At 38.7% G+C, this 13334-nt stretch carries 10 protein-coding genes; 3 read left to right on the forward strand and 7 right to left on the reverse strand.

What is annotated here, in order from left to right; all coding sequences use genetic code 11:
• Positions 1-48: 48 nt before the first annotated feature.
• A complete protein-coding gene (locus PAND9192_RS04410) occupies positions 49-927 on the forward strand; it encodes an AraC family transcriptional regulator (protein ID WP_087852703.1) in 879 nt (292 codons plus the stop codon).
• A 30-nt stretch (positions 928-957) separates the two neighbouring features.
• On the opposite strand, the gene PAND9192_RS04415 is transcribed toward PAND9192_RS04410, so the two are convergent.
• Genes PAND9192_RS04415 through PAND9192_RS04430 form a run of 4 tightly spaced genes read right to left on the reverse strand, consistent with a single transcriptional unit; the run spans position 958 to position 5880 of the window.
• Complete coding sequence (locus PAND9192_RS04415) at positions 958-1647, reverse strand: potassium channel family protein (RefSeq protein WP_087852704.1); 690 nt, start codon at positions 1645-1647, stop codon at positions 958-960.
• A gap of 12 nt (positions 1648-1659) precedes the next feature.
• Positions 1660-2769 (reverse strand): lipocalin-like domain-containing protein, encoded by a 1110-nt coding sequence (locus PAND9192_RS04420; protein WP_087852705.1) that lies wholly within the window; start codon positions 2767-2769, stop codon positions 1660-1662.
• Entirely contained in the window at positions 2769-5228 is a 2460-nt protein-coding gene (locus tag PAND9192_RS04425) for an ABC transporter permease (RefSeq protein WP_087852706.1), read from the reverse strand. The genes PAND9192_RS04420 and PAND9192_RS04425 overlap by 1 nt, the downstream gene beginning before the upstream one ends.
• Positions 5209-5880 (reverse strand): ABC transporter ATP-binding protein, encoded by a 672-nt coding sequence (locus PAND9192_RS04430; RefSeq protein WP_087852707.1) that lies wholly within the window; start codon positions 5878-5880, stop codon positions 5209-5211. Before PAND9192_RS04430 ends, PAND9192_RS04425 begins: the two co-directional genes overlap by 20 nt.
• 547 nt (positions 5881-6427) lie before the next feature.
• On the opposite strand from PAND9192_RS04430, the gene PAND9192_RS04435 reads away from it, so the two are divergent.
• Complete coding sequence (locus PAND9192_RS04435; protein WP_087852708.1) at positions 6428-7894, forward strand: SDR family oxidoreductase; 1467 nt, start codon at positions 6428-6430, stop codon at positions 7892-7894.
• Positions 7895-7997: 103 nt separating this feature from the next.
• Here the strand turns inward: PAND9192_RS04435 and PAND9192_RS04440 are convergent, their stop codons facing one another.
• Positions 7998-9572 (reverse strand): BCCT family transporter, encoded by a 1575-nt coding sequence (locus PAND9192_RS04440; protein WP_087852709.1) that lies wholly within the window; start codon positions 9570-9572, stop codon positions 7998-8000.
• A gap of 385 nt (positions 9573-9957) precedes the next feature.
• On the opposite strand from PAND9192_RS04440, the gene PAND9192_RS04445 reads away from it, so the two are divergent.
• Positions 9958-11427, forward strand: a complete 1470-nt coding sequence (locus PAND9192_RS04445; RefSeq protein ID WP_087852710.1) for a C69 family dipeptidase — start codon at positions 9958-9960, stop codon at positions 11425-11427.
• A gap of 147 nt (positions 11428-11574) precedes the next feature.
• Here the strand turns inward: PAND9192_RS04445 and PAND9192_RS04450 are convergent, their stop codons facing one another.
• Together PAND9192_RS04450 and PAND9192_RS04455 are read right to left on the reverse strand one after the other, a co-directional pair.
• Complete coding sequence (locus PAND9192_RS04450) at positions 11575-12345, reverse strand: class II glutamine amidotransferase (protein WP_087852711.1); 771 nt, start codon at positions 12343-12345, stop codon at positions 11575-11577.
• A 131-nt stretch (positions 12346-12476) separates the two neighbouring features.
• Entirely contained in the window at positions 12477-13259 is a 783-nt protein-coding gene (locus PAND9192_RS04455; RefSeq protein ID WP_060997561.1) for an AraC family transcriptional regulator, read from the reverse strand.
• Positions 13260-13334: the final 75 nt, after the last annotated feature.

Below are 13334 nucleotides of genomic sequence, written 5' to 3' on the forward strand. Positions count from 1 at the left end.
TTTTACGTCATACTTCTATTTTTAATACGTAATAAATGGGGAGTTTATTTGAAAGCAAGTTTAGAGAAAGTGCCACAGCGTGTTGGAGCATCATGGCGTTTAAAACAGATAGTCGATAAAGAAAAGGATTTTAGTTGGCATTATCACAACAAAGAATTTGAATTAATGCTGCATCGTAATTTTCACTCAAGGTGTCATATTGGACATTATCATGGTGAGTTTGAGCCACTAAGCATGATTTTAATAGCCCCTAATACTCCTCATGCCGTTCAAGCCATTAAAAAAAATGACCACCAAGACTTTGAAACTATTGCTATCTGGTTTAAACAAGACTGGATAGCAAATATGATGTTTAGCTGCCATGAGCTACGAAAGATTGATGTTTTATTAAAACGAGCTCAAAAAGGACTGTCATTTAATCAACAAGCAGCGAGTGATGTCGCTATGATAGTTGATGATATTTTCACATCTAACTACGACTCTATCGAGTTACTGGCACAATTGCTTAAGATTTTTTCCATCTTATGCCATGATAAAAGCAGTAAAACCCTACAATCTCATCATATTGATAATGAATTTACGACACGTAACCACAAAGAGAAAATTGAGCGTATATGCTATTTTATTGAGCAGCATTACCAAGAGCCTTTAACACTCACAGATATTGCGAACAACCTTTGCAGCAGTGAAAGCACTGTTCATCGACTGTTTGAACAACACTTTAATGAAAGCTTTATTCAATACTTAAAAAAACTCCGCCTGAATCACGCAGCCGAAGCATTAATGTCAAGCAGTGATCCAATCTCTCACATTGCTGAACATGTCGGTTATCGCAATCAAGCAAATTTTAATCGTCAATTTAAGCAATATAAAGGTATGACTCCACGAGAATATCGCCGTACTTACAAATTAAACGCTAAAGTGTAGTTTACTATGTACTGTGCTATTGCGATGAGCTTATTGATCCGTATTATCATTAAAATACTGTACTCGGCTTGAGCTAACTAAACTTGAGACCACGATTGCCATATAAAATACACCAACAATCGCTTCAAGATAGGCGAACACTTTAGCTATTGGGGTGATCGGTAAAATATCGCCATAACCTAGTGTGGTTAAGGTCACAAAACTAAAGTAAGCCGCATCAGCAAAGTTTTCATGCCATGGGCCTTTATTAATTCCATGAAATGATCCTGGCAAGAAGTGAATTAAAATTAAATAACCAATAGCCCACATTAAACCAAGCAATAAAAACAAGGCCATTGAACCAATGATTTTGTTGGTATTAATCGAGCCAGTAAACAGTATTTGTCGCATGATTGAACGAAAGGTGCCATAAAAGAAGATAAACATCAGTAACAACATGATCACTTCTATTTCTTCGACTCCTAAAACTACGCGAGTAACCACCGCCACCAGCCATGCAACCACTAACGATAATAAAAATCTAAACCAACTCTTGTCAAATCGTAAACTTAATAGGCAAATACCAAAAGTTATTAATGTAAAAGCTTCAAGTATGTATTGCAACAGGCCAGATGTGATCACTTTATCTAACGATGCACTAATCAATAAGAACACTAAAGCTAATGTTAAATAGAAAAAATTGTTTTGATTGTTAATATGTTGGCTTTGTTTATTCAACATTGGCAATATTCCTTATTGTTGTTCATACCCTGTAAGCTCCATAAACCCTTTGCCTTTTTGTGACCCTGTCACGTTTATTGGACCTTCCCAATACGGGAATAAAAAATGTAACCACTGATCACGTCGTACAACATTTGTTTGAAGTTTTAATCCTTGTGATGGAATTTCGATTAACCAACTTAATGGAAAAGAAATACCACTGACTTCTCGAAAATGCATTGGCTTCATACGAATTTGATTATTATCTAATGTCACCATAGTGCCATCAGGCCACGAACGTGAACCGATAAAATAAGGTGTTTGTCCTTTTTCACGTAACTGTGACACCATTAACGCACTACCGTCTGCAAGGTGGATAGAGAACCAATCCCATCCCTGCTGCTTCGCACTGAGCATACTACTGCTCCATTCACGATCAAACCAACCACGACCATTGACTTTATACTGCGTACCATCTAGCTCAATGATTCCATCAATATTCAAAAATGGTGCACTGTAATAGTAAGAAGCAATACCAAGTAGCGGATGTTTTTGGCTATAGCCTTCATCACCTTGTAAAATAATCGTTCCATTTTGGGTGATATTTAATCGCGCTAACATAGCGTCATCAGAGAATTCAAGCTCACCAGGAAAAGGATTGCTGGTTGGTGCTCGCCATGACCAATTATCTAGCCAAGCGCGAAACGGTTTAAGACTCACTCCTGCTTGACCAATTCCCCCACGTGCAAATCTTTCTGCTGTCCAGATTTTCTTTTTGGTGGTTATCACCGCATGCGCCATATACATCTGTGGCGTTTTCCACCCCGTCAACTCGTCATCACTGGTTGCCATTCGAAATAGCGTCCATTGCACCGAGATTTCTTTGCCTGTTTCTGTTTTTAGATTTGCAGTTAAATACCACCATTCAGCAAGATATTGAGGGTGTTCACCATAATCTCGAGGAAAAATGATGGGCTCACCTTTAACTACAGGTTCAAACACAAAGTTTTGTGATTGTGTCAGTGTTTTTACGGTGTTACTTCGCACGGGCTGATCATCACAACCACCTAATAACATCATGCTTATAATTACGATCGCGACAAAAAACAAATGCCAACGCGATCCTTTGTTTGCAGCGATCATTAAAATGACTCTCGTAAAGATAAAATCGCAGAACGGCGCACTAAACGCCATACTGGCCACGCTCCTGCGACTAATAAGACCAATAAAGCCGTACTTAATGTCAACAAATAGTCATACGGGAAATACTGTATTTGCATTGTCCAACCAAATGAATATTTCAATACTACGTCAATCAATAACTGGGCCAAAAGTAACCCTAACGGTAATGCCATTAATGCGGTCATCAAACCAATAACCAGTAATTGACCACCACCAAGTAACGTCAATTCAATTCCAGTCATCCCCATACAACGCAATAATGAAAATTGCCGTTGTCGAGACATTTCACCCGCAATTGTTGCGAAGAATAATCCACAAATAGCAATAAATAACGTTAAATGACCCAAGGTTGATGTCACAACAAAAGTACGATCAAATACCACCATCGCTTGTTTCATTAATGCAGCGGTGTTACGAACACGCTCTGGCTGTAATCTAAATTGTTCACCTAATTTGGCCAATAATGGCTCTGCCTTTGCACCATTTTTTAAGTGAATAGCTAACCCTACTTGTCCTGAGTGCGGCCAAAAACGTTGCCATTTTTGTTGAGAAATAAGCACCTGCCCATAAGGATTACCATAGTCATAATAAATACCAACAACATGCCACCCTTCATTCATGGGCGCAGGTAGATTTATAATATCGCCAGTCTTCCAATGGTGTTTTAATGCCATAGACTCACTAACCATTACCGCACGAGTATGATGTAGTTTTTGCCAATAATTAATACTTTCATCTTTTAGTGACAGTGCTTTTTTCTCACCAACAGTTTGACCAATACTCATGACTTGAATAGTGCCGCTATCTGATGGCGTTTGTTTTTGCCAGCTCCACCATACTTGATCAACATCTGGTTGCTCTTGCAACCATTTTGAAATACGCGGTGCCATATTCATAGAAGGACGAATGTAAATATCTGCCGCCAATCGTTGCTCAAGCCAATTTTCAGTGGTGTTTCGAAAACTACCTACCATAGTTTCCATGCCAATATTCGATGCCAATGCCAGCATAAATGCCATTGCAGCTATACCACGGTAACTTAAGCTCGCAGCTGCATCGAAGAAGAACCACCGCATACGAGCTCTACGACTTATATTGCCTAAAAGGTGAAATAGTAACCACAACAAGTAAGGCATCATTAAGCCAGATGCGATCAAAATAAATGCAATTAACGCAAACCCAGCAAGTTGCCCGTGTGGTAATTTATAAACAGCAAAAGCGCCAAGAATAAATACGCAAGAAAACAACGCTTGCCAAGCAAACTCTCGACCACTAAAACGCACTAATGACAGATGAGTTGCTAAACGCGCTGGTGGCGATTTAATTAATCGTACTAATGGCCATGTACAAGCAAATGCACAACCAAAAATAGCGATGGCTAAACTTGCTGCACCCCACTGCCAATTCCAATGCACTTGAAGGCTAACATTGGCGTTATATAAATCATTCAATGATGCAGCAACCGATGGCAATAATTGTTGTGCTAGCAATAGCCCAATAATATTACCGCCAATAAGTCCCAGTATGACCCATAGACACAACTCACCAATTAATGCTCCAGCAAGCTGAGTGCCTGTCACTCCAAGTTGGCGTAAAATACCAACAAGCGGCTGTCTTTGTGCTAAAGATAACGACATTGCTTGATAGAAAATAAACAACCCAACCACAAACGCAAGCATACCCATTGCAAATAAATTCAAATGAAATGCATTCGTCAGTGGTTCTAATTTAGCACTTTGTTTACGTTCTAATGTTAATCCTGGCGGCAAAATATGGGTTAATTTCATTAATTGTTTACGGCTCATCTCGCCACAAACAACAGAATTAAATCCTGAGCTTGGCTTTAATTCGCGTAAAAGCGCGATATCAGCAACCATACGAGAATCATTCATACGATTGTCACTGATCACTTTCATCGGACCAATTTGTCGACCCGAATCAAGAGTTAACATATCGCCATTTTTGATGCCAATATAACTAGCTAATTGTTCACCAAGCATGATTGGATATGGTGGGCGCATTAATGTTAATAATTTGACCTTATTTTCATCAATAGCTGCATTTTTTATTGCGCCAAACATCGCAACGGGATCAATGCCTAACAATTGAAAATCTCGCTGTTTCTCGGTAACAATACGATGCTCAATTAATGGTGCGCAGGTTTTAAGCCCTGCACGACGCATTTGAATATAGAAGCCTTGTGGGACATTCATACCAATTTGAGCATGACGAATACGGTATGGAAAAGGATTAGAGAAAAGTTGTTCGCCTTTACGGTAACTTTCTTTCGCTTGCTGGTTTACACCCATTACACCAACTAATAGCGCAATACCTAATGTTAATCCAAGCCAAACTAAAACAATTTGCAGTGGATGACGGCGATAATGCCCCCAAAGAGCATTAGCTACGGGGCGCAACATTTAGCTGACCTCCTTGCAAACGAATGCATCCCTGCATATGGGCAGCGACTTTTTCACTGTGGGTCACGACTAATAACGTACAATGAAGTTGTTTTGTTAATGAGATAAGTAACCGTATAACAGCATCAGCATTACGCTCATCTAAACTGCCAGTCGGCTCATCTGCAAGCAACAATGTCGGCTCCATATAAATGGCGCGAGCAATTGCAGCTCGTTGCTGTTGACCACCAGAAATCTCTTCGGGATAACGTAATAATAATGGTCTCAAATCGAGTGCAGAAATAAGTTTTAACCATAGTTTATCGTCATCAGCTAAGCCTTTTAACTGACGACAAAAACGAATATTATCTGCAACTGTTAGCGTTGGTAATAAATTATATTGTTGAAATACTAAGCCAATATTTTTTCGACGAAACGCTGTACGCTCACGTTCAGAAATCGCATGTATCGCAGTATTTCCTAACCATATTTCACCCGACTCAGGTTTATCAAGCCCTGCGATTAAATTTAATAGCGTACTTTTCCCGGATCCACTCTCACCCATAAGTGCTAATTGCTCGCCAGGATTTAGCGATAAATTAGCCCCTTGAAGCACAGAATGATACTCAGTACCGTCTAGATAACCTTTGCAGAGTTCAGATAGTCGTAACATGTTCCATCACCAACGTTTACTTACATTACACATTAACTACTTTTTTATTTTGGCCGCTAATAACCAAAACAAATAATTATGCAATATTACCTGCTTTATTCTTGATATAACAGTTTAGGCATTAAGTATTGTTGCTTAACCCCCTTATATAATAAGAGTATTCCTTTTTAACAACAAAAAGCCACAGAACAAGAACAATAAATAATCATTAAAAGCAATATCGTTACTTAAATTTCAAAATTAATAACTATGATAAAAAAGCTTTGCCCTATTCTAAAAATAAATAAAATTAATTACTAAAATATAGTCATAGTGTTACTACGGCAAAGACCTTATTTATTTACATCGTGGATTCAGCATATGCATGAAACACCATAATGTTCGTGCTGATAATAATCATATTAATCAATAAAAACTATCATCTTTTGCAGTTTCTAATTGCTTTTAATCAATAAAAAGCCATTATCTAAAAATACGATTTTAAAACATTTAGTAGCAGCATTTTTGCATTCCTATATCGCAACACGGAATTTAGAGTGGTTAGTTAATGAGCAAAAATATTCTTGTCGTCGGAGCTTCTGGTTATATCGGCAGTCATTTAGTGCCTAACTTATTAGAACTTGGCCATCACGTAAGAGCAACAGGACGTAATCTTAAATTATTAGAAAAACGTGGTTGGGGAAGCATAGATAATTTAGAACTTGTTGAGTTAGATTTAGATATCGATCAGGATTTAACCGAACTATTTGTAGGTATTGATACGGTTTATTTCTTAGTCCACGGTATGAACCATGGTCATGACTTCATAGAATTTGAACTCGATTGTGCGCGGCGTTTTAGCCATTATCTCGGCCTTAGTAAGGTAGGACATGTCGTCTATCTTGGCGCATTACAACCACATATAAATACATCACAATCAAAACACTTAAGCGCGCGTAAAGAAACGGGCAACATTCTTCGTGAAAGTGGAAAATCTATAACAGAACTACGTGCCGGTATTATTATTGGCCCAGGCTCTGCCGCCTTTGAGGTTATGCAAGATTTTGTCTATCACCTACCGGTTATGCTAACACCAAGTTGGGTAACCTCTCGCAACTCCCCAATTGCATTACGTAACCTGCTCTATTACCTCACAGAGCTTATTGACTGCCCTCAAGAACATAATCTTATTTTAGATGTCGCAGGCCCAGAGCAGATGACTTATAAAGACCAAATGGTCAGACTAAGTAAAATGCATGGTAAAAACATTCGCGTCATTCCATTAAAATGGTTAAGCCCTAAAATGGCAGCTTACTGGTTACGTTTTATCACGTCAGTACCAACCAATATTGCACGCGCATTGATTGGTGGCTTAAGTTGCGACCTTCCTGCTGACGGTAGTGAACTTCAGCGCCGAATTCCTCAACACCTGCTTAGCTATGAAGAAGCTATCCAAGAAACGCTAGCGATGAATACTGAGTTAGTGAAAAGTGAAATTTGGGGGTTTGATCCTGATGCGTTATTACGTTGGCAAACAGGTTATGGCTATTACCCTAAACAAGCGGGTTATACACTCAAAACAGACGCAAGTTGTGAGGCTCTTTGGCGTCAAGTTCAGCTGATTGGTGGCGAGGAAGGCTATTTTTATGCGAATAGCTTATGGCGCATTCGTGAATGGATGGACGCCATGATTGGTGGTAATGCGCTACAACGTTATCGCCGTGATCCACACCGATTACAACTCGGTGATCAAATCGATTCATGGAAAGTAATCAGTCTGGAGAAAAATCATTTCCTGTCATTGTTATTTGGTATGAAAGCTCCTGGTTTAGGTCGTTTAGAGTTCACAATTGAAGATTGCGGCGATCATCGAACTATTGATATTCGTGCATGGTGGCACCCAAAAGGTTTTATGGGGTTACTATATTGGTTTGCAATGATGCCAGCACACTTATTTATTTTCCGTGGCATGACTCACGCCTTAGTCAAGCGCTGTAAGGCTAAGATACAAGAAGGTAATATCGACACCAAATAACCCTTCATTACTCCATAAAAAAACCGAAAGCACGACTAAATGCTTTCGGTTTAATGGTAATCGCTTAACTTACATTATGTTTATCACATCATATGCACTTCTATTACGCTGTTTTGGCTGTTTTTGTTGAGCATGTCATTTTCAATGCTGCAATTGGCCCACTTAGTAAAGTTAACCCAATCAGTAATGAAACAGGCACTGCGGTAATAACAATAAACGATTGCAGCGCTTTTAAACCACCATCACCAGCAAGTAATAATACCGCTGCTACAACACCCATAGTGATCGCCCAAAATAAACGATGTTTGCTGCTCGGTTCATTATCACCAGATACCACCATTGCGATTGAGTACGCCATTGAATCACCAGTGGTAACCACAAATGTTGTCGTTAATACCAAAAACGCAGGCAATAAAATATAACTCAATGGTAAATTAGATAATGTTGCTAATAATACCGACGGTAAACCACCATCATTTAGTGGTCCAGATATGATACCTGGGTTATTAAGTTCTAATGAAATCCCTGTACCACCAAGTACAGCAAACCAAAAGTTTGTTGCAATCGGTGCACCAACAGCAACGCATAAAATCAAACTACGAATACTGCGACCTTCCGATATTCGAGCGATAAAAATCGCCATCATTGGTGCAAAACCAATAAACCAGCCCCAGAAAAACCATGTCCACCACACGTCCCACTCCGGCTTCGCCGTCGTTAAACTCATTGTGCCCATATTCTGTAAATAACTACCAAAAGCAGAACCAAACTCTTTAAGTAAGAACGTTGTTGGCCCTAAAAACAACATTGCCGCTAATAGTACAAATGCACCAATAACATTAAGTCGTGATAGCCACTGAAGGCCTTTGTCCATACCTGATGCTGCAGAAACTGAGTAAATTGCGACCACAACCGCCAGAATAATAAGCTGAGATTGAGTATTATTTTGTAAACCAGTTAATAACTCTAAGCTATAACCTAGCTGTGATGCTAAAAACCCAATCGGTCCAATCGTACCAGCAGCAACAGCAATAATTGCACAGGCATCAATCACACTACCTAACCAATGGTTTTCTAAACGGTGTCCAAAAAGTGGAAATAATAAAGCACGTGGACGTAATTTAATGCCATGCTCGTGGTGAGCATACATAAGAACAATTGTTGATAATGTACCTAATACAGCCCAAGCAAGAAATCCCCAATGTAAGAAAGCTTGATCTAATGCAGGGGTGACCGCTGCCAGTGTGCCACCTTCTATACCAGGAAACGATGGCGAAGGTGTCATAAAGTGATAAATAGGCTCAGCTGCCGACCAAAAAACACCACCTCCAGCAAGAAGTGTACACATGATCATTGCTAACCAACGAAATGTGCCAATTGTCGGTTTACTGACACTGCCCATGACTTTTTTACCAAATGGGCTAATTGCGATAATTAATGCTAGGAAAAAATTAATAAGCATCAACCACTGCCAACTTGACCCAAAGGTTTTGGCTGCGGCGCTAAATGATGTTTGAATCATTGCCGTGAAAGTGGGCATATCAATTAAAGCAGAAAGGACGAATAAGGTAATAAACCCTATCGTTAGTGCTGGAACAAGTTTATTGTCTAAACCTTTTAGTCCCATAACAATGTTTGGTGTTGTGTCATTACTAATTTGGCTTGTATTGCGTTGCATAAATGTCTCACCTGTGTGTGAGGGAAGACACACTATCAGCATGTTTATATGAACACCAGATAATTTTATCTTTAAATTTCAATAAAAAAGAGAGATTACAAACATTTTTATTAGTTTGTAATTTAAAAACAGAAACTTATATTTTGTCGTACAAAAACGACAAATAACAAACAAAAATCATCATAACCATAAAAAATACTCACAATGAATAAATTTTCGCAAACCCTAAATTATTTACGGTACAAATCATATCATCACCATCAACTGCAACCTTAGTTACCATTTTACTGTTTTTCACAATCCAGCGAGTGTGATGTTTTACGCAAATACACTCGTTTCTATCTCCTATAGTAAAAGGCAATTTTACGCCCCTATAGAGACACTAATGAAATCTAAATTAATTTGTGCCGTCGTTGCGGCAACCCTTTCCCCTTCCGTCTTCGCTTGTACAACTATTCTCATTGGCAACCAAGCAACCATCGATGGTAGTTATATTATTGCCAGAAACGCAGATCATAGCCCGTTAGTTAACCCTCATTGGTTTAATCATCCTCATCAAAACAATAAACACGGTGAATTTAAATCTAACAGTAATTCTTTTAGTTATCCGCTACCCAAAACAAGTTTGGCATATAGCAGTTTTTCTAAAGCAAAAACGCAAGATACCTCGTTTGGTTCTGCTGGTTTTAATGAGTTAGGTGTTGGTATGTCTGCCACTGAAACCATTTATAACAATCCCACAGTACTTGCTGTTGATCCCTATAATGATGAAACGGGAATTAATGAAGATTCAATTGTTAATGTCATTTTACCGCGCGCAAAAACAGCTAAAGATGGTGTGCAGCTATTAGGCAGTATTATTGAAAAGAAAGGTGCTGCAGAAGGGTTTGGCGTTGCTTTTGTTGATAAAACAGGGATCTGGTATTTAGAAACAGGCAGTGGTCATCAATGGATGGCAACTAAACTGGATAATCAGGATTATTTTGTTTCAGCCAATCAAGGTCGTCTACAACGCTTCCACCCTAATGACACCGATAAGTACCTTTCAAGCCCAACACTGATCACGTTTGCGATTGAGCACGGCGTTTATAAACCCGCTCATGATGGCCCTTTTAATTTTCACAAAATCTATTCCGTAGATAATGCCAATGATCGACTCTATAACTACCCGCGAGTCCATGTTTTACAAAAAATGTATACGCACGGAATTAAAACAACATTAACCAATCCATCAGAATTTCCTGTCTTTGCAATGCCAACCCATAAGCTATCTATCAACGATATAAAGCAAGGCTTACGTAATCACTATCAAGGCTCATCACACGACCCATATACCAACGTTAATCCTAATGAGGCTTATCGACCAATATCTGTCTTTAGAACTTATCAGTCTCATATTCTTCAAGTAAAACCGACACTACCACAAGCTATTGGAGAAGTTGCTTATATTGGCTGGGGCATGACAGATCTCACCCCTTATATTGCGTTTTATCAAGGTGCAAAAATTCCAGCAATCTATAAAACAGGAGTTGGTAAAATAGCAGATAATTTCTCAGCTTATTGGCAATTACGTAAGGTACAAACCCTAGCCATGACTGACTATAATCAGTTTGCACCAATGGTTAAAACTGCGTATGCCAAATTTGAAAAAAAGCAAACCGCATTAATGAAAGAAACGGAAAAAAAATACTTAGCAATCTATAAAACTCAACCTCAAAAAGCGCAAGCCTTGTTAAATGATTTTGAATTAACGGTGACTAATCAAGCAATGGCAACAGCCAATAAACTTCAAAATGAGATTATCACTCAAATGACATCAAACACTAACAAGACCTATGAGTTTTCAGGCGCTTAATGTCAGGACTAAAATTGTAACACCACCCTATATCTACTCATAAAAATGGCATAGGGTATGTTATAGCGTTCAAAAAAGGCAGTTATTAACTTTCTGTTTCTCGTTGAAAGTATATGACTGCCTTTTTAAACTTACGATAATAAGAAATTAATCAATAATTAGATCATATTGAGTACAATGATTGTTCACAATATGAGTAATTGTTTGACGAGGGATTTTCTGCCACGCATCAGAATGATCAAGAGGTTCCGATGCAATAATTGTCTTATGTGCTGAACGTTGAAGAAAGACTGGAGGTGGCTGATGATCAGAACTATAACGTACCACCCAAAATTGCTCGCCATCTGAAATACACAATGATGTTGTTAGTGGTTCAGTGATCGACTTATCTTCCATCGCCTGCTCAATTTCATAGAGTGTCTGATTAATCGCAGCAATCGGATCGATTCTCAAACCATTTTTAATCATCATCAAGAAAATCAATTCACTATCAGTTGTTCCCACACGTTTTAAAAATAGCTCTTCTGTTAATTGACGTACTAACGTAAATTTAACCTTATCAAAACCACCAATATGGCCATTGTGAAGAAACATCCAATTATCAAGTACAAACGGATGACAATTAACCCGTGAGACTTGTGATCCCGTAGAATGGCGTATATGTGCCATAAAGCGATGTGAGCTAATATGGTGAGCTAACGATCGTAAATTTTCATCACCCCATGCTGGTAAAATATCATGGTAATAACCAGGTAATGCGCGATGAGAATACCACCCTAATCCAAACCCATCACCATTAACTCGAATCGTCCGCCTTTTATTTGATTCAACACTTTGTTGAATTAATGAATGCTCAGGCTGATAAATTAATTCATCCAAATAGATACTATCACCGTGATAGGCTAACCATCGGGACATAACGTATTCCTTACTCAAAACAAAAAATACTCATCAAGTAGACTAATTTAACATGCACTTCACTTGATCACTATGTCTATGTCGTTTATCGTAGCGCTCTTATTTATAAACATATTTGTAACAAATATGCTTTATTCTCGCTCTTTCATATATTGCTTTGGTGGTCGTCCTAAGGTTTTTTTAAAAAACAAAATAAACGCACTGACAGATTCATAACCTAAGTCTTCTGCTACACGTTGGACTGACTCACCCATCGATAGTTTTTGAAGTGCGACCACAATATGTAACTGACCACGCCAACGACCAAATGTTAACCCTATCTCTTGCTTCACAAGACGTGCTAATGTTCGCTCACTCATGGCAAATTGAGTGGCCCACTCACCTACTGTATTTCTATCACCTGGATTTGCCAGTAACCGTTTTGCAATTTGGTTTAAACGATGTTCTGCCGGAATCGGAAAATCAAAATGCTCTGTTGGCATTGATATTAATTCATCAACTAATACATCCACTAAACGTGCTACTGACCCTTCTTTATCGTAATCCTGCTCTTCTTGAGCAAGACGAACAATTAACTCACGCAACAAAGGCGAAATAGAAAGTGTGCATGCTTTGTTTGGCATGCCGATAATATCTTGCTCAACAAATAGCATACATACATCAGCATCTGGTGAAATTCGATTACTGTGTGGTACTTGGCTTGGAATCCATACCGCGCAATGTGCTGGCACCATCCACACAGCATCATTTATATGACACTTAGCAAACCCTGTCAGAGGCATCACTAATTGACCTTTATGATGTTGGTGGAATGGCACTTCCTCTTCCTTTTCAACACCAGCAATACGTAATGCTAGTACCTTCTGTGGGTAGAGATCGGTATCAAATTCCATAAAACTGGTTTTAAAATTCATGCTATGTCCGTTTTTAGATATGAATTGTCAATATACCCGAATACAGAAACAAAAGTAAAGTTTATTATTATTCCA

It is taken from the genome of Photobacterium andalusiense, assembly GCF_900185625.1.
Classification (GTDB): domain Bacteria; phylum Pseudomonadota; class Gammaproteobacteria; order Enterobacterales; family Vibrionaceae; genus Photobacterium; species Photobacterium aquimaris.